The organism is Pseudomonas sp. B707, from assembly GCF_022496685.1.
GTDB classification, from domain to species: Bacteria; Pseudomonadota; Gammaproteobacteria; order Pseudomonadales; family Pseudomonadaceae; genus Aquipseudomonas; species Aquipseudomonas paraglycinae.
In genome coordinates this window covers 116,229-133,125 of the sequence record NZ_WTVE01000031.1, presented here as the reverse complement: position 1 = coordinate 133,125, position 16,897 = coordinate 116,229, and the positions used below count along the sequence as shown (strand labels likewise).

18 protein-coding genes, 1 tRNA gene and 1 pseudogene are annotated in these 16,897 nt (G+C 58.1%); 13 read left to right on the top strand and 7 right to left on the bottom strand.

The annotated features are described in order from the left end of the window. Positions 1–7 precede the first annotated feature (7 nt). The 3 genes from GQX66_RS19585 (at position 8) to GQX66_RS19575 (ending at position 3,221) form a co-directional block, all read left to right on the top strand. Positions 8–595, top strand: a complete 588-nt coding sequence (locus GQX66_RS19585) for an anti sigma-E factor RseA C-terminal domain-containing protein (RefSeq protein WP_240870599.1) — start codon at positions 8–10, stop codon at positions 593–595. Positions 596–603: 8 nt separating this feature from the next. Further along, positions 604–1,566 carry a MucB/RseB C-terminal domain-containing protein gene (locus tag GQX66_RS19580; RefSeq protein ID WP_007958001.1) on the top strand — a complete coding sequence of 321 codons (963 nt, stop codon included), beginning with the start codon at positions 604–606 and terminating at the stop codon, positions 1,564–1,566. A 206-nt stretch (positions 1,567–1,772) separates the two neighbouring features. Next, positions 1,773–3,221, top strand: coding sequence for a DegQ family serine endoprotease (locus GQX66_RS19575; RefSeq protein ID WP_240870591.1), 1,449 nt, complete (start codon positions 1,773–1,775; stop codon positions 3,219–3,221). An 80-nt stretch (positions 3,222–3,301) separates the two neighbouring features. On the opposite strand, the gene GQX66_RS19570 is transcribed toward GQX66_RS19575, so the two are convergent. Beyond that, positions 3,302–4,735, bottom strand: coding sequence for a M48 family metalloprotease (locus tag GQX66_RS19570; protein ID WP_011332906.1), 1,434 nt, complete (start codon positions 4,733–4,735; stop codon positions 3,302–3,304). Positions 4,736–4,832: 97 nt separating this feature from the next. Between GQX66_RS19570 and GQX66_RS19565 the strand changes: the two genes are divergently transcribed. Next, complete coding sequence (locus GQX66_RS19565; protein ID WP_007958011.1) at positions 4,833–5,072, top strand: sulfurtransferase TusA family protein; 240 nt, start codon at positions 4,833–4,835, stop codon at positions 5,070–5,072. A gap of 32 nt (positions 5,073–5,104) precedes the next feature. Beyond that, positions 5,105–6,175 (top strand): AI-2E family transporter, encoded by a 1,071-nt coding sequence (locus tag GQX66_RS19560; RefSeq protein WP_007958012.1) that lies wholly within the window; start codon positions 5,105–5,107, stop codon positions 6,173–6,175. A 34-nt stretch (positions 6,176–6,209) separates the two neighbouring features. Here the strand turns inward: GQX66_RS19560 and GQX66_RS19555 are convergent, their stop codons facing one another. Together GQX66_RS19555 and GQX66_RS19550 are read right to left on the bottom strand one after the other, a co-directional pair. Continuing rightward, positions 6,210–6,683, bottom strand: a complete 474-nt coding sequence (locus GQX66_RS19555; RefSeq protein WP_240870589.1) for a peroxiredoxin — start codon at positions 6,681–6,683, stop codon at positions 6,210–6,212. Positions 6,684–6,693: 10 nt separating this feature from the next. After that, on the bottom strand, positions 6,694–7,254 hold the full coding sequence (locus GQX66_RS19550) for a glycine cleavage system protein R (RefSeq protein ID WP_007958014.1): 561 nt from the start codon (positions 7,252–7,254) through the stop codon (positions 6,694–6,696). A 313-nt stretch (positions 7,255–7,567) separates the two neighbouring features. On the opposite strand from GQX66_RS19550, the gene dapA reads away from it, so the two are divergent. The 5 genes from dapA (at position 7,568) to GQX66_RS19525 (ending at position 11,258) form a co-directional block, all read left to right on the top strand. Then, positions 7,568–8,446, top strand: coding sequence for a 4-hydroxy-tetrahydrodipicolinate synthase (gene dapA / locus GQX66_RS19545; RefSeq protein ID WP_085747220.1), 879 nt, complete (start codon positions 7,568–7,570; stop codon positions 8,444–8,446). A 17-nt stretch (positions 8,447–8,463) separates the two neighbouring features. Beyond that, the gene (bamC, locus tag GQX66_RS19540; protein ID WP_102685969.1) at positions 8,464–9,579 is read left to right on the top strand and encodes an outer membrane protein assembly factor BamC; all 1,116 of its coding nucleotides are present in this window, start codon (positions 8,464–8,466) and stop codon (positions 9,577–9,579) included. 4 nt (positions 9,580–9,583) lie between these two features. Further along, positions 9,584–10,342, top strand: a complete 759-nt coding sequence (locus GQX66_RS19535) for an MBL fold metallo-hydrolase (RefSeq protein WP_007958017.1) — start codon at positions 9,584–9,586, stop codon at positions 10,340–10,342. 28 nt (positions 10,343–10,370) lie between these two features. Then, positions 10,371–11,084: a phosphoribosylaminoimidazolesuccinocarboxamide synthase gene (gene purC / locus GQX66_RS19530; RefSeq protein ID WP_007958019.1), complete on the top strand. Its 714-nt coding sequence runs from the start codon at positions 10,371–10,373 to the stop codon at positions 11,082–11,084. Positions 11,085–11,168: 84 nt separating this feature from the next. Then, a tRNA-Ser gene (locus GQX66_RS19525) sits at positions 11,169–11,258 on the top strand. 13 nt (positions 11,259–11,271) lie between these two features. On the opposite strand, the gene GQX66_RS19520 is transcribed toward GQX66_RS19525, so the two are convergent. Then, positions 11,272–11,436, bottom strand: a complete 165-nt coding sequence (locus GQX66_RS19520; protein WP_240870588.1) for a hypothetical protein — start codon at positions 11,434–11,436, stop codon at positions 11,272–11,274. A 59-nt stretch (positions 11,437–11,495) separates the two neighbouring features. Between GQX66_RS19520 and GQX66_RS19515 the strand changes: the two genes are divergently transcribed. Next, a complete protein-coding gene (locus GQX66_RS19515; protein WP_240870587.1) occupies positions 11,496–12,404 on the top strand; it encodes a HipA domain-containing protein in 909 nt (302 codons plus the stop codon). After that, positions 12,401–13,171 (top strand): HIRAN domain-containing protein, encoded by a 771-nt coding sequence (locus GQX66_RS19510; RefSeq protein WP_179692360.1) that lies wholly within the window; start codon positions 12,401–12,403, stop codon positions 13,169–13,171. Before GQX66_RS19515 ends, GQX66_RS19510 begins: the two co-directional genes overlap by 4 nt. A gap of 239 nt (positions 13,172–13,410) precedes the next feature. Here the strand turns inward: GQX66_RS19510 and GQX66_RS19505 are convergent, their stop codons facing one another. Further along, positions 13,411–13,701: a DUF3077 domain-containing protein gene (locus tag GQX66_RS19505; protein WP_240870585.1), complete on the bottom strand. Its 291-nt coding sequence runs from the start codon at positions 13,699–13,701 to the stop codon at positions 13,411–13,413. Positions 13,702–14,182: 481 nt separating this feature from the next. On the opposite strand from GQX66_RS19505, the pseudogene GQX66_RS19500 reads away from it, so the two are divergent. Beyond that, a pseudogene (locus tag GQX66_RS19500) lies at positions 14,183–14,371 on the top strand (type II toxin-antitoxin system HicB family antitoxin); the annotation flags it as partial. Between the two features lie 73 nt (positions 14,372–14,444). Here the strand turns inward: GQX66_RS19500 and GQX66_RS19495 are convergent. Together GQX66_RS19495 and GQX66_RS19490 are read right to left on the bottom strand one after the other, a co-directional pair. Further along, positions 14,445–15,341, bottom strand: coding sequence for a DUF2950 domain-containing protein (locus GQX66_RS19495; RefSeq protein WP_240870582.1), 897 nt, complete (start codon positions 15,339–15,341; stop codon positions 14,445–14,447). Further along, on the bottom strand, positions 15,338–16,738 hold the full coding sequence (locus GQX66_RS19490) for a DUF3300 domain-containing protein (protein ID WP_085747216.1): 1,401 nt from the start codon (positions 16,736–16,738) through the stop codon (positions 15,338–15,340). The genes GQX66_RS19495 and GQX66_RS19490 overlap by 4 nt, the downstream gene beginning before the upstream one ends. Positions 16,739–16,897 lie beyond the last annotated feature (159 nt).

Genomic DNA, 16,897 nt, shown 5'->3' with positions numbered 1-16,897 from the left:
GAACGCCATGAGTCGTGAAGCCCTGCAGGAATCGCTGTCCGCAGTGATGGATAACGAAGCGGACGAACTGGAATTGCGTCGAGTGCTCAATGCACTGGACGACGTTGAAACCCGTGAAACCTGGGCTCGTTACCAGATCGCTCGGGCAGCCATGCACAAGGATCTGTTGCTTCCACGTCTGGATCTCGCTGCGGCGGTTTCAGCTGCGCTGGAAGACGAAGCGACCCCTGCCAAAGTGACACGCGGCCCATGGCGCAGCCTCGGTCGTCTGGCTGTAGCCGCTTCGGTGACCGTTGCTGTATTGGCAGGTGTTCGTCTGTACAACCAGGACGAAATCGCCGGCGTCGAACTCGCTCAGCAATCCAATCAGCCAGTGCTGACTACCCCTCAGGTCAAGGGGCCGGCGGTATTGGCAGGCTATAATGAGAGTTCGGAAGCTACTGGCCCAATGGCCAATGGCGTACTGCAAGGTCAGCCAGGCTGGCACGATCAGCGTCTGCCAGGTTACCTGCGTCAACACGCTCAACAGGCTGCCTTGAAAGGCACCGAGAGCGCGCTGCCATATGCACGTGCAGCAAGCCTGGAAAACCGTTAAGGGGGATCATGCGCGCCATACCTCTACTTTCGCTTCTGCTCAGCGGCTGGTTCATTGTCCCAGCCCACGCCGACGAGGCTCAGGACTGGTTGACCCGCCTGGGCCAGGCCGAGCAGCAGCAAAGCTTTCACGGCACATTCGTTTACGAGCGTAACGGTAGCTTTTCTACCCACAATATCTGGCATCGCGTCCAGAATGGCCAGGTCCGAGAGCGTTTGCTTCAGCTCGACGGTTCGGCTCAGGAAGTCGTGCGCATTGATGGACATACTCAATGCGTCAGCGGCACCCTGATTGCGGGTCTGGGGGATTCTCCCAATTCCGCCGCTCGCCCTCTCGATCCTCAAAAGCTGAAGAACTGGTATGAGCTTGCCGTCATTGGCAAGTCGCGCGTGGCCGGGCGTGAAGCGGTGATCGTATCGCTGACGCCGCGGGATCAGCACCGCTACGGTTTCGAACTGCATCTGGACAAGGAAACGGGCCTGCCGCTCAAGTCGCTGCTGTTGAACGACAAGGGGCAGTTGCTTGAGAGATTCCAGTTCACGCGGCTGGATACCTCTGAAGTTCCATCCGATAAAGACCTGCAAGCCAATTCCGATTGCAAGACAGTCACCCTCGACAGCGACAAGGCGTCTGCGGTCAAGACCGCACAGGTCTGGCGTTCCGACTGGCTGCCTCCTGGCTTCGAGCTCACCAGCAGCTCCTCGCACAAGGATCCGGAAACCAAGACCCAGGTCAACAGCCTGATGTATGACGATGGTCTTGCCCGTTTCTCTGTCTTCCTGGAACCGCTGAACGGCGCAACCGTCACCGATACCCGGACTCAACTGGGCCCGACCGTTGCCGTATCCCGCCGTCTGACAACGCCTCAAGGCGAAATGATGGTGACGGTGGTTGGCGAGATTCCAATCGGGACCGCCGAACGGATTGCCCTGTCGATGCGCAATGATGGCGCTGCAACCAGCAAGCAGTGAGCTGATTCCAGCTATCTCCACTTCGTCGTCGAGACGTGAAATGTTTGCTGAGCATTTTCATTTGCAAAACACCCGAAAATTTTTTATAGGTCAGAGCCTCTCGGCTCTGGCCTTGTTTGTTGTTCCCGGAACAAAAATGCCGGCCTGTGGTTTCCGGTGTTCCTTGCTCCATATCGCTTAACCCTGCTCGTCGTAACGGGAGCTGTATGTCGATACCAAGCTTGAAGTCTTATCTCTCCATTTTCGCCACTGTGCTGGTGCTCGGTCAGGCTGTTCCTGCAGTCCAGGCGGCTGAAGCGGCCAGTCCGGCCAACCTGCCTGATTTCACCCAACTGGTCGAACAGGCCTCGCCTGCGGTGGTGAACATCAGTACCACGCAAAAGCTGCCGGATCGCAAAGTGAACCAGCAGATGCCTGACCTGGAAGGCTTGCCACCGATGCTGCGCGAGTTCTTCGAGCGGGGCATGCCGCCGCAACAGCGTTCTCCGCGTGGTGATCGTCAGCGCGAAGCGCAATCGTTGGGTTCGGGCTTCATCATTTCGCCGGATGGCTACATCCTGACCAACAACCACGTAATCGCCGATGCCGATGAAATTCTCGTCCGTCTGGCTGATCGCAGTGAAATGAAAGCCAAGCTGATCGGCACCGACCCACGCTCCGACGTGGCGCTGCTGAAAATCGAAGGCAAGGATCTGCCAGTGCTGAAACTCGGCAAATCCCAGGACCTGAAAGCCGGTCAATGGGTGGTCGCAATCGGTTCGCCATTCGGCTTTGACCACACCGTGACCCAAGGCATCGTCAGTGCCGTCGGCCGCAGTCTGCCGAACGAAAACTACGTGCCATTCATCCAGACCGACGTGCCGATCAACCCGGGTAACTCCGGTGGCCCACTGTTCAACCTGAACGGTGAAGTGGTTGGGATCAACTCGCAGATCTATACCCGTTCCGGTGGCTTCATGGGTGTGTCGTTCGCCATTCCGATCGACGTGGCCATGGACGTTTCAAATCAGCTGAAAAGCGGCGGCAAAGTCAGCCGTGGCTGGTTGGGCGTCGTCATCCAGGAAGTGAACAAGGATCTGGCCGAGTCGTTCGGTCTGGATAAACCGGCCGGTGCGCTGGTTGCACAGATTCAGGATGATGGCCCGGCTGCCAAGGGCGGCCTGCAAGTGGGTGACGTGATCCTGAGCATGAACGGTCAACCGATCGTCATGTCCGCTGACCTGCCACATCTGGTGGGTGCTTTGAAGGCTGGCGCCAAAGCCAATCTCGAAGTGATTCGTGACGGCAAGCGCAAGAGTGTCGAGCTGACTGTCGGCGCCATTCCGGACGAAGACAAGGAACTGGATGCTCTGCCGAAATCTGGTGCTGAAACCAACAGCAATCGTCTGGGTGTATCGGTTGCCGAGCTGAGCGCCGAGCAGAAGAAAACCTACGACCTGAAGGGCGGTGTGGTGATCAAGGAAGTGCAGGACGGTCCTGCGGCCCTGATCGGTCTGCAACCGGGCGACATCATCACGCACCTGAACAATCAGGCCATTGGTTCTTCCAAGGAGTTTGCCGAGATCGCCAAGGCGCTGCCGAAGAACCGTTCGGTGTCGATGCGCGTTCTGCGTCAGGGCCGTGCCAGCTTCATTACCTTCAAACTGGCTGAATGATCCAGTTATCGAAGAAGTAAAAAAAAACCGCCTCGAAAGAGGCGGTTTTTTTTGTGTCCGGAATTTGTCGCGGCGCGGGCTTAACCCATCATGTCCTTGACCATGCGCTCCTGCTCCATCAGTTCGCGCTGGCGGGCATCGATGCGTGAGGACAGCGGGAAGTTGCTGCCTGCCTTGCGCTTGGCGAAGTCCAGTTGCTGGATGGCCTGGCGGTAATCGCCGACCAGCGCGAAATATTCGGCACGGGCCTGATGCAGGCCAATGATGTTGCCGGACAGTCCGCGTGTTTCTGCAACCTGATACCAGACGTCCGGATCGTCCGGACGCGATTTCAACAAACCTTCCAGCGCCTTCTCCGCATCGGCGGTACGATTTTGTTTCAGCAGCAGATCGACGCGTACCTGGTTCAGCGGGTAGTTGCCTGGATACTGACTGAGCATCCGGTCAACGCGTGACTGGGCATCGGCCAACTTATTGTTGGTGATGTCCAGATCGACCTGCGCCAGGTTGTAGATGATCTCGTTCGGCGATTTCTCCAGCAGTTGCTTGAGATTCTCCCGTGCTTCGTTCAACTGACCGCCCTTGATCTGGGCGATCGCCAGACCATAGCGAGCCACGTCGTTTTTAGGGTTCTCATCCAGTTGCGCGCGGAAGCGCTTGGCACCAAGGCCCGGCGTTTCTTCGTAGGTCAACTGCACTCGCGCGCGGATCAGTTGGTAGCGCTTGCTGTCTTCGATGCCGCCGGGTTTAGCCTGTTCGGCGCGGTTGCGGGTGTCGGCGATACGCGATTCGGTGACCGGGTGAGTCAGCAGGAATTCCGGCGGCTTGGCGTCGAAACGATACTGGCGCATCAAACGTTCGAACATGGTCGGCATCGAGCGCGGATCGTAGCCTGCCTTCTCCAGGTTAAGGATGCCGATGCGGTCGGCTTCCTGCTCGTTCTGACGCGAGAAGCGCCGTTGCTCCTGGATCGCCGCCGCCTGGGTACCGGCGATCGCAGCAATCCCGGCATCGCCTGCGCCTGCCGCGGCGATCACGATGCCGGCCAGCAGCGCCGCCATCATCGGCACCTGCATCCGCTGCGAAGCCTCGACGCCACGGGCGAAGTGGCGCTGGGACAAGTGCGCCAGTTCGTGAGCCAGTACCGAGGCATATTCACCCTCGGTCTGGGCGTTGAGAAACAGACCGCCGTTGACCCCGACAATCCCGCCCGGCGCCGCAAAGGCGTTGAGCTGCGGGCTGTTGATCAGGATGAATTCCAGGCGTCGGTCATTGACCTGGCTGGTTTCCACCAGCTTATAGACGCTGGACTCGACGTAGTCCTTGAGCTGCGGATCGTTGAGCTGCGAAACCTGGCTGCGCAGCAAGGCCAGCCAGGCGCGACCCAGTTGATATTCCTGTTGTGGCGAGACGATGGCAGAGCTGGCGTCACCGAGTGACGGCAGGTCGTCGGCGAAGCCCGGTGAGGCGAGCAGGCAAGCGAGCGTCAGCAGGGTAGGGCGCAGAAATGTCATGCACAAAGCCTTAGTCGACAAAGACCTTACTGTAGCCGGACACCGGGCCTGCGACCAGATATTCTAGGCAGCCTGACCACCTGATCCGGAGTGACGCATGACCGACGCTGTAGCCCATGACTGTGAACTGGACGCCAGTGGCCTGAATTGTCCGTTGCCGTTGCTCAAGGCCAAGATGGAGCTGAACAAGCTGCCCAGTGGCGCGGTACTCAAGGTGATTGCCACGGATGCCGGCTCGCAACGCGACTTTCGCACCTTTGCCAAGTTGGCCGGTCATACGCTGCTGCGTGAAGAAGACGAGGCGGGTGTCTACCGTTACTGGCTGAAAAAAGCCTGAAACCGACCGCGTGAATGACCTAAGGAAAATTGATGTTCAAAGTGTTGCGCGACTGGATTCAGCGCTACTTCTCCGATGAGGAAGCGGTGGTGCTGGCGGTTTTGCTGTTTCTCGCCTTCACCGCGGTGCTGACACTGGGCGGAATGCTCGCGCCGGTGCTGGCCGGGATGGTGCTGGCGTACCTGATGCAGGGGCTGGTGGTTACGCTCGAACGCCTGCGCGTACCCGGCGGCGCGGCGGTCGGTCTGGTGTTTGCGCTGTTCATGGGCGTGCTGATGGTGTTCATCGTCGTGGTGCTGCCGTTGCTCTGGCATCAGTTGATCACCCTGTTCAACGAATTGCCTGGGATGCTCGCCAAGTGGCAATCGCTGCTGTTGTTGCTGCCCGAGCGCTATCCGCATCTGGTCTCCGACGAGCAGGTACTGCAAGCCATCGAAGCAGCGCGAGGCGAGATCGGCAAGTTCGGCCAGTGGGCGCTGACATTCTCGTTGTCGAGCCTGCCGCTGCTGGTGAACATCATGATCTATCTGGTGCTGGTGCCGATCCTGGTGTTCTTCTTCCTCAAGGATCGGGCAATGATCGGCGAGTGGGTGCGCGGCTATTTGCCGCGTGAGCGGGCGCTGATCACCCGGGTCGCCGAGGAAATGAACCGGCAGATCGCCAACTACATTCGCGGCAAGGTCATCGAAATCGTGATCTGTGGCGGCGTGACCTATATCGCTTTCGTCGCACTGGGTCTCAACTACGCGGCGCTGCTGGCCCTGTTGGTCGGCGTATCGGTGGTGGTGCCGTATGTCGGGGCGGTGGTGGTGACCGTACCGGTGCTGCTGATTGCGCTGTTCCAGTGGGGATGGAGCGATCAGTTCATCTACTTGATGGCGGTCTACGGAATCATTCAGACGCTGGACGGCAACGTGCTGGTGCCTTTGCTGTTCTCCGAAGCAGTCAATCTGCACCCGGTAGCGATCATCTGCGCGGTGCTGTTGTTCGGCGGGTTGTGGGGATTCTGGGGCGTGTTCTTCGCGATTCCGCTGGCAACGCTGTTCAAGGCTGTGCTTGATGCCTGGCCGCGCAAGGAGCCGGTGGTGGCGCCGCTGCTTTGAGAATGAATCGGCGCCCGCAAGGGCGCCGACAACATCAGGCCTTGTTCAGCGCCTGAGCAGCAGCCAGCACTGCATCGACATGTCCTGGCACCTTCACGCCGCGCCATTCCTGACGCAGTACACCGTTCTTGTCGATCAGGAAGGTGCTGCGATCAACGCCCAGGTATTCCTTGCCGTAGAGTTTTTTCAGCTTGATCACGTCGAACAGCTGGCAGACGGCTTCGTCCTTGTCGCTGATCAGCTCGAACGGAAACTCCTGCTTGCACTTGAAGTTCTCGTGGGACTTCAGGCTGTCGCGGGAAATCCCGAAGATTTCCGTGTTGGCAGTCTTGAATGCTGCGTATTGATCGCGAAATCCCTGGCCTTCGGTCGTGCAGCCCGGGGTGCTGTCCTTCGGGTAGAAGTAGATCACCACTTGCTTGCCCTTGAGGGCCGACAGGCTGACAGTCTGCCCGCTGGTGGCAGGTGCTTCGAAATCCGTAACCGGTTGGTCGATGACAACGGCCATGAAAGCTTCCTTACATTGGGTTCTGTGGGCGCCACGGTTCGATCAGTGCATCCAGGTTCATGGCGTCGGCGAAATCCAGGAACTGGTCGCGCAGCCAACTGATCTGGGTGCCGGCGGGCAGGGTCACGGTGAACGTGGCGTTGAGCATGGTGCCGCCGGTCTGCGGTGCCTGATAGGTATCGCACGTCAGGTTTTCCAGCTCGACGTTGTGATCCATGAAGAACTGGCACAGCTCGTTGATGATGTCCGGACGGTACGCCGAAGACACGTAAGCCACGTACGGCAGGGCTTGCGGACGGTTTTCCAGGGCGGCGCTGCGCACCACGTTGACGGTGAACGCATGACGCTTGGCCAGCACGGGCAGGCTGCCTTCGAGGCGGGCCAGGGCGTCCCAGCTGCCCGAAACTTCGAGCACCAGCGCGCTGCACTCGCCGTGGCGGGTCAGGCGCGAAGTGACGACCGCACAGCGGTTTTCATGGCTGGCGCGGCACAGGACGTTGGTCAGCTCCATGGGATTGGCGCCGAGGGCACTGATGACAAGGAATTGTTCGCGAACTGTGGGGGTGGACATGCAGCATTCCTAAAGCGATGAGCGGTCGGTAGGGAGAGGGCGTTGATTGCCGGGGCGATGACTGTCCGGAAGGCCCGATTCGTGTGGCGCTACGGCTCCATCAACAAGCAAGCGTACGGCAACGACACTGGAACGGGGCCCGGGAGGCCGAAACGGGAGACTGGAACCCGGCGTACAAGCTGATCAGTACCGATCAAAGTCTGAAGGGTAGCGAAAAGCGGCGCCAAGGGGAATGGCGGCACAGTACTTCGCTTGTGCAAGCATCTTGGCGCCAGTACCATTACCGCTCTCTTTTTCCGGCAGGAGCGGTTTCATGATTGCGGGCAGTATGGTGGCACTGGTCACACCCATGGATGCACAAGGGCGTCTTGACTGGGACAGCCTCAGCAAACTCGTGGACTTCCATCTCAAGAACGGCACCCATGCCATTGTCGCGGTCGGCACCACCGGCGAGTCGGCAACCCTTGATGTAGAAGAACACATCGCCGTCATCAAAGCCGTGGTCAAACAGGTTGCCGGTCGCATTCCGGTGATCGCCGGTACCGGCGCCAACTCGACCCGCGAAGCTGTCGAGCTGACCCGCAATGCCAAGGAAGCCGGCGCCGATGCCTGCCTGCTGGTAGTCCCGTACTACAATAAGCCGACCCAGGAAGGCCTGTACCAGCACTTCAAGCACATCGCCGAAGCGGTCGACATCCCGCAGATTCTCTACAACGTTCCTGGCCGCACCTCCTGCGACATGCAGGCCGAGACCGTGATCCGCCTGTCCACCGTGCCGAACATCATCGGCATCAAGGAAGCGACCGGCGACCTGAAACGCGCCAAGGCGATCATCGACGGCGTGAGCAAGGACTTCATCGTGCTGTCCGGCGATGATCCGACCGCAGTCGAGCTGATTCTGCTGGGCGGCAAGGGCAACATCTCCGTCACCGCCAACGTCGCCCCGCGCGAAATGGCCGACCTGTGCGAGGCCGCGCTCAAGGGCGACGCCGAGACCGCACGGGCCATCAACGAAAAACTGATGCCGCTGCACAAGGACCTGTTCATCGAAGCCAACCCGATTCCGGTGAAGTGGGCTTTGGTCGAAATGGGCCTGATGCACGAAGGCATCCGCCTGCCGCTGACCTGGCTGAGCACACCTTGTCATGAAACGTTGCGCTCGGCCCTGCGCCAGTGCAGCGTCCTGGTTTAATTGAGGAAGTACAACGCATGAAGCGAATGGCCGGACTTTCCGCACTTGCCTTGATTATCTCCAGCACCAGTGGCTGCGGATGGGTCTGGGGCCCGGAAGGTTATTTCCGTGACCGTGGTAGCGATTACCTGGAAGCGCAACAGACTGCACCGATGCAACTGCCACCGGATGTCAGCACCTCCAAGCGCCTGGATCCGCTGCTGCCGATCCCGCGCAACGTGGCCGACGACACCGCCAAGGGTGAATACATCGTTCCGCGCCCTCAACCGCTGTCGACCGTTGCCGACGCCAGCGACTACTCGCTGCAGAAGAGCGGTGATTCGCGTTGGGTCATGGCCCAGCACCCACCGGCCGAAGTCTGGCCAGTGGCGGTGCAGTACTTCCAGGACAACGGTTTCCGTCTGGATGAACAGCGCCCGCAAACCGGTGAATTCACCACTACCTGGCAGCATTCCGACGAACTGTCCGCCGCCATGGCCAAGCGCCTGAGCGCCGCCGGCGTCAGCAACGACAGCGAAACCCGCGTGCGGGTGCGCATCGAGCCAGGCGTGCAGCGCAACACCAGTGAAGTCTATGTGGTCAGCGCCGAGCGTCCTGCCGGCAGCACCGCCAATGTCGATTTCACCAACCGTTCGGTCAACACTGGCCTGGACGCTGCGCTGGTCGACGACATGCTCGCAAGCATGAGCCGTACCTCCGAGAAGGGTGGTTCGGTGTCGATGCTGGCTTCGCGTGATTTCGATACCCCGAGCCGTGTCAGCCTGAGTGAAGACGGCAGCGGCAACCCGGTACTGAACGTCGGTACGGACCTGGATCGTGCCTGGTCGAGCGTCGGTCGTGCGCTGGAACAGGGCGAATGGCGCGTTGAAGACATCAACCGCAGCCTGGGTCTCTACTACATCAACTTGTCCGAGAAGGCCGAGAAGAAAGACGAGAAGCCTGGTTTCTTCAGTAGCCTGTTCGGCAGCGCGCCGACCAAGGAAGAAGTTGAAGCCCGTGCCGAGCGTTATCAGGTTCGCCTGAGCAAGGTCGGCGAGAACGTTCAGGTGACCGTCGAGAAAAACATCAACACCGTTGCGCCGGCCGATGTGGCCCGCAAAGTGTTGAGCGTGATTCAGGATAACCTGGGCTGATCCAATGCGTTTTGCCGTTCTCGGCAGCGGTAGCCAAGGGAACGGCACGCTGATCGCCAGTGCTGATACGTATGTGCTGGTGGATTGTGGTTTTTCCCTGCGGGAAACCGAAAAACGCCTGTTGCGCCTGGGTGTGAACCCGGCGCAACTGAGCGCGATACTCGTAACCCACGAACATGCCGACCACGTGCATGGCGTGGGTTTGCTGTCTCGGCGCTACAATCTGCCTGTCTACCTCAGTCGCGGCACACTGCGCGGGATGCGCAAACCGATTGAACCTGCCGGTTTCGTGACCGGTGGCGAGCAACTGCAGATCGGTGCTCTGAACATCGGGGTCATTGCCGTGGCCCATGATGCGCAGGAACCGACCCAGTACGTGTTCAGTGACGGTGAGCGGCGCTTCGGCCTGCTGACTGACCTGGGCTCTTACTGCGAGCGGGTGCTGGACGGTTATCGGGACCTCGATGCGTTGATGATCGAGTCCAATCACTGTCGCGACATGCTGGCCCGTGGTCATTACCCGTACTTTCTCAAGCAGCGGGTGGGCGGCGAGCTGGGACATTTGAACAACCATCAGGCGGCATTCCTGGTGGCCGAGTTGGGCTGGCAAGGCCTGCAACACCTGGTCCTGGCCCATCTGAGCAGCAAGAACAACCTGCCGCAGCTGGCCCGGCAATGTTTTGTCGACACCCTCGGGTGCGACCCGGACTGGCTGCAACTGGCCGATCAAGATTCAGGGCTCGACTGGCGCCACATCGCCTAGCCCATCTACTTAGCAAGCGGAGCCCATCATGGAAAAACGTGAAGAACTCTACCGCGGCAAAGCCAAATCGGTTTACAAGACCGACGACGCTGACCGCTTGATCCTGCTGTTTCGCAACGACACTTCGGCGTTCGACGGCAAGCGCATCGAGCAGCTCGACCGCAAAGGCATGGTGAACAACAAGTTCAACGCCTTCATCATGCAGAAACTCGAAGCGGCCGGCATTCCGACCCAGTTCGACAAGCTGCTGGCCGACAACGAAGTGCTGGTGAAAAAACTCGACATGATCCCGGTCGAGTGCGTCGTGCGTAACTACGCCGCCGGCAGCCTGGTCAAGCGTCTGGGCGTCGAGGAGGGCATGAAGCTCAACCCGTACACCTTCGAACTGTTCCTGAAAGACGACGCCAAGGGCGACCCGTTCATCAACGAATCCCACGTCGTGGCATTCGGCTGGGGCACCGCCGAGCAACTGGCGCGCATGAAAGAACTGTCGCTCAAGGTCAACGAAGTCCTGAGCAAACTGTTCGACGACGCAGGCCTCTTGCTGGTGGACTTCAAGCTTGAATTCGGCGTGTTCAGCGATGGCTCCATCGTCCTGGGCGACGAGTTCAGCCCGGACGGCTGCCGTCTGTGGGACAAGGACACCAAGAAGAAGATGGACAAGGACCGCTTCCGTCAGGGCCTCGGTGACGTCATCGAAGCCTACGAAGAAGTCGCCAACCGTCTGGGCGTACCGCTTTAATCGACGCAAGCATCTGATAGCACGGAAAAAATTTCGTCTGGGGGTTTCCCATTCAGCGAAAGTGTTGTTATGATGCGCGCCGTTGGAGAGATGCCAGAGTGGCCGAATGGGACGGATTCGAAATCCGTTGTACCTTCACCGGTACCTAGGGTTCGAATCCCTATCTCTCCGCCATTATTGAACAAGACTAAGCCCCTGAAATGGTTGAATATTTCAGGGGCTTTTTCGTTTCTGTTTTTTGTTCAGGGAAGAAATGCAGTGCGTTCAGTACCGCTGAAACCGGTTGGCTGAAGATCTTGTCTGGCCATTGATCGTTTATTGGAGGAAGCTCTTCTATATTGCGATCAATCATGTAAATTGCGTGGCTGTCGATTGCCTACGCAAAGGCCACGCAAAGGAACCTGCGGACACATGTTTAAGGTTATCGAGGTCCAGGAAGATTGGGTTGTCGATGAAGAGTGGATGGGTACAAAAACCAAATTTTGGGTATCCATTCCTCCAGACGGAGAGATCTGGCTGTTCAAGCACTCTAGGGTTTCTGGTGAGTTTTTTGCTGGGGAGCACTGGTCTGAAAAACTTGCAAGTGAAATAGCTAAAGCTATCGGTGTCCCCTGTGCAGATGTCGAGCTAGCGTGCTTTAACGGTCAGCCAGGATGCTTAAGCCGAAAATTTAGCCAGCTTGCAGATGGGGTTGAGCTTGTGCATGGCAACGAATTGCTTGCAGGTGCTATTCAGGGCTATGACCAAGCCAAAAATTATGGGCTTAGCACTCATACGCTTGAGAATATTCTGAGTACTGCTGACTCATTGATGATGACCCCTGAAGCGAAGGTCGAGGCAGCAATTGCAATAGGTGGAATGGTTACGCTCGATGCGCTGATCGTAAATGTTGATAGGCACCATGAAAATTGGTGTGTTTTCCGATCACGAGAACAAGATGGCGCAAAGCACTCCATTGGTCCATCCTTCGATCATGCTTCCTCGCTTGGGCGGGAGCTGAATGCGGCTAAGATTGATTCTTGGCTGCGCTCAGGCCTTGCCAATCGAGGTGAGTGGTACGTAAATAAGGCTAGGGGAGCGATATATTGGAATTCCTCTGGATCAAAAGGGACTAATCCCCTAGAACTGCTCAGACTGGCATATGGCGAATGGCCGGAAATGATTACGCCATGGCTAGAGCGGCTCTCGAGGATTGATATTGACGAGCTCTGTAGGTTGCTAGACGAGATTCCTGATGGCTACATTGAGCAGCCATGCCGAGAATTTACTGCTGACCTACTCAGGTATACCTACCGTGAGCTGACAGGAATCAGATTATGAACACTTTATTTCTAGCATGGAGGTCTGGGTACACGGTGGACTCTGTTACGCCACCAAAAGCTAGTTGGTTTCCAATTGGCCGGCTCGACCGAACTGAAAATGGCCACGAACTCTATACCTTCCGCTATTTAAAAGGGGCCAAAATTGCAAAGTCGGTCGCCGGATTTAGCCCGCTTGAGGCTTTCCCGGTCTTGAGCGAGGTGTACACGTCGCCCGAGCTTTTTTCCGTATTTTCGAATCGGATCCCGAACCCGCGGCGTTCTGATTTTTCAGAAATTGTTGAACGTATGGATCTGGAAGATAAGGCTGATCCGTTCAGGATTTTGTCAATTTCTGGTGGGGCAAGACAGACTGATACCCTTGAGATTTTTCCGCTTCTTAATACGTCTCCAGAAGGAGATTTTGTCTGCCGATTTTTTATTCACGGCAGCAGGTTTATGCATGAGTCCTCGAATGTGGCCATGAATAATCTTTCCGTCGGTGAGAAGCTGAGAGTTTGTTTTGAAGCTAACAATCCAGCCACTGGCTGGGCGATCCAATTGCAAACCATTGATAAGCCACAGATTATTGGATATGTGCCACGGTACCTTCTGCCTGATTTAAATTCGATTAGAAAGAGTGATGATCAGGAGTATTTAAGTGCGGTGGTGACAAAAGTTAACGCAGCTCCTGCTCCTTTGAATCAGAGGTTTCTTGTCGAGTTGAAGGGCCGATTACCAGCTGGTCAGGCAATGATGAGCTCTGCTGAGTTTGAGATTTTGTCGTGACGACGCAGCCCGACGTGACACGTCGGGCTGGTTTTGATTTGTTTCAGTGCATGAACCCAAGCATTTTCGACACGATACCTGCGATGCTTTTGGTGTTCTTCTGGGAAAATGGGTATGTGTTTGTTCGAGCACTATTTGGTTCGACTCAGTTTTTCCCCTGTCTGTGTTTGAAAAGCCCCATGTCTAAACAGCAGCGGGGCTTTTTCGTTTTTGCTGGAAAGCGGTTCGTGACGTAATCGTTATTTTTCTGTGCTCAACGTTCTATCTGCGCTCGGCGAAACCACCTTCATCACATCATCAACAACCGCCTTACCCATCTCCGTCAGGAAATGCGCAGCCCAGGCATATCGATCGGTTTCTCGAATAAACGCTGCATCCTCTGCAAGCGCTTTGGCAAGGGCCAACAGGTCGGAGGCTTGTGACAACGCTTCGCTAATGGGGACGCCAGCGCCAACGCTGAATAGTGGATTGTCCGAGCAGTAGAGAAACGGTGTGGAGCCGACGGTTTTTTCTTCTGCTTTGTCAGTCATTCTTCACCTCCGTATGCGCTCGACATGAAGAGAGGTAAAGCGGGGAGGGGAAGCTTTCGTAATCGGTTTCCGGTGTGCATTTTTCAATTCCCTTGATTTTGAGCTGCCGCATCCGATACCAAGCGAATGGGTGGCAGCTATGCGCGGGTTGGTAAACCGGGGAATCAAGGAAACCGGCACGGCCGAAGCCGTCCCACGCACAGCCGCCATAAAACAGAACTACAGACGAATATCGACCGTAATTGTATGGGGACGCTGGTGCGCCTTATTCCGTCGGGTTACCAAGCCCGGCCGCTGAATAGGCAGCGACGTCTTGAGAGTATCCCGCCGAAAGAAAGGCCAACAAGGCAGCAATCGGCCGTTATGCACAGCTACAGCCCATTCACACGCAACTCGCGGATTCTGCCTACAAGCTCGTTTTGAGTCACCTGATTATTCTTGTCGGCGTGATGCTCACCCGAGAACGACAAGGAAATACCCGATGACCGTGATGAGCTACAACGGCTTCACCGCCTGCGTTGAGTACAGTGACGAGAACCGTTTGTTTGTCGGTCATATCGAGGGAATAAGGGATGTCGTGGGGTTTCATGGCGAGTCGGTCAACGAACTCCGCAAGGCATTCGAAGAAGCCGTCACAGACTATCTGGAAACCTGCGTCCGACTCGGGCGGATAAACGAAAGCCCCGTAGCTGAAAATCTACGGGGCTTTTTCGTTTCTGATTCGGCGGATTTCGTTACCCCAACTACTTCTGCCCCAAATCCACCACCTCCCAACTATCATCCGGATCAAACCGCTTCATCGCTTTCGCCACCTTCTCCCCATCCGGCCCGAGATCCTTCTGAAACACCTGGCCCTCATGGCTGATCATGAAGCTCATCACCCCGGTGTCGGCATACTTCGCTGGCCAGGCGATCAAGGCGAATCCGCGACTCATCTTGTCTCCAATCAAATAGCTGTAAGCACCGCCCGGGGCTGACGGGCCTTGGGCGTCGAGGATGCGGAAGTGGTAGCCGTGCCAGTCTTCGTCGTTGATGGCCTGGCCGAAGGCGGGGCCGAGGGGGCTGATCTGGTTGGTGTCGTCTTCTGGCCAATAGAGGCCGTCGTGTTTGCCGGGGGAGCTGAAGATTTTCTGTGCGTATTCGAGGGCGCCGTCGCCGTCGCGGTCTTCCGAGGCGTAGTCCATTTGCGCGTCGTGATAGGCCAGCGCCGATTGCACTGCCGCCAGTTCGTTGCGGCCGATGCGGCGGGCGCGGATTTCGACCTGGGCGGCTTTCATGTCGAAGCGCCAGCCGGTTTTGTCTTTGATGAGGGGGATGGGCAGCGTCCAGTGATCGGGCCCGACAGAGAGCACGGCCTTGCTGTCGCCGATCTTTTCCAGCTTGTGCTGTTCGCGGTATTGCTGCAGGAAAGCATCGACATCGCTGCGCTGCACGCCTTCACGGGGAATGAAGCTGTGCCATTCCTCGCCCAGCAGTTCGGTCAGGCGTTTTTGGTCGGCGTGTTGCGTACCGAGGGCTTCGACGAAGGCGTCAGCGGCTTTTTCCGGGGTTGGAAATACTTGCTGGGCCGAGGCGAAGCTCGAAAATGCGAGGCCGGCCGCGAGGGTCAGGCAGCTCCTGACCAGAGAATGAATGTTCATCGACGGCCACCTCCTCTCTGGCGCATGCCTCCGCCGGACGGCCGGCTGATCTGATGTCCGGCGGCGCGGGAGGTGTTGGGACGTTGCGCAGAAATCTGGCTGGCCCGGCCGCGATCAGCCTGGACGCGGGTCTGCGACGGGGAGCGCGCGCCAGCGAAAGCGTTGTTCCGCGCACTACCCGCTGCAGGTCGGGCCTGGGACGCACGGTTGTCACGTTGATTAACGCCCGGCTGGCGCGCCTCCCGCGTGTTGGCTTGAGCGCGGTCGGCGGCTCTGGGTCTGTCCGCACCGCCCTGCATCCGGTTGCCGGCATTGGCAGATTGCGCTTCGCGGACTTGATTGCGGGCTTCCCGATTGCTGGTGGCGGGGCGTTCAAAACCGGCTTTGTCCATCGAACTGCGCGCCCGTTCCCGAGCCTGCGCCCGCTGCGCGTTGTCGCCGCGATAGGCGTCACGCTGAGCCGCACCGTCCAGCTGCCGGCCATACCGGGCGCGGCTGCGGTTGTCACGATAGGGCACGCCATCGCGATGCACGGTGTTGTGCTGCCACTTGTTCTGGTTGTTGGTGATGCGGTTATTGCCGTTGATATTGTTGTAACGGTTCACATCGATGTCGATGTCGTTATTGCCCCAGTCGCAGTCGCCCCACAACGACGCGACGACCGCCACGCCCGTACCGAAAGCCAATCCTGCCACCAGTGCCTGACCCGGGTAGTAAGCGGGCGGCGGCGGGTAATACACCGGCGGCGAGGCCGGATAAGGCCAGGTGCCGTAAGTGGTCGTCGGGTTATAGGTCGGGACGTAGACCACCTGCGGATCGGCAGGCTGAATGATGATGGTCGTGTTGTCGGCCGGTTTGGTTGTCCCGGCAGAGATGGGCGGCGTTACGTTCTGCACGGTCACATTCTGATATTGATTGCTCTGCAGATTGCCCGCCGCCTGGGCCTGACGTCGCAAACGCTGAACGCCGGCCATGAGTTCGTCAGGCTGAGCCAGAAAGGCATCCCCCAGACGTTGCACCCAGACCGGATCCTGCCCCAGTGTCGCCAAAACCTGCGGAAACGCCACCAACGCCTGCACGCTCGGGTCCCACGTCTGACTGGCCACTTGCTTGACCGCGTCATCGCCCTTGGCTTCCGGATGCGCCTTGGACCAGGTCACGGCTTCGGCGACTTCTCCCGGATAGGTGGTGGCCATCAGCACTTGAGCGAGCAGTGGATCGGGATACAGCGCAATCGACGCGAGCATCTGGTCGAGCTGCTCCGTGGTAAACACGGCATCTTTGGTCGCAGCGCTGGCAGCCGCCGGGGCCGCAGGCGCATCGGCGGCCTGCAACAAGAGCGGTGCAGCGCTCAAGGCGAGCAGGAGCGACGCGGCACGCAAGAGCGAACTGTGCATGACCTCTTCCCCACATCCAAATGGCAGGTTTGCATCCAGCGAGACATCCACGGCCAACATCGGACGCTGCGCCGTGAAGGAGGATGGTTGGCGATTGGCGTTCCGTCAAAAACTGCACAGGCTTTTTCGAAATAAGCACGTTGTCTGTGACTTACTGCA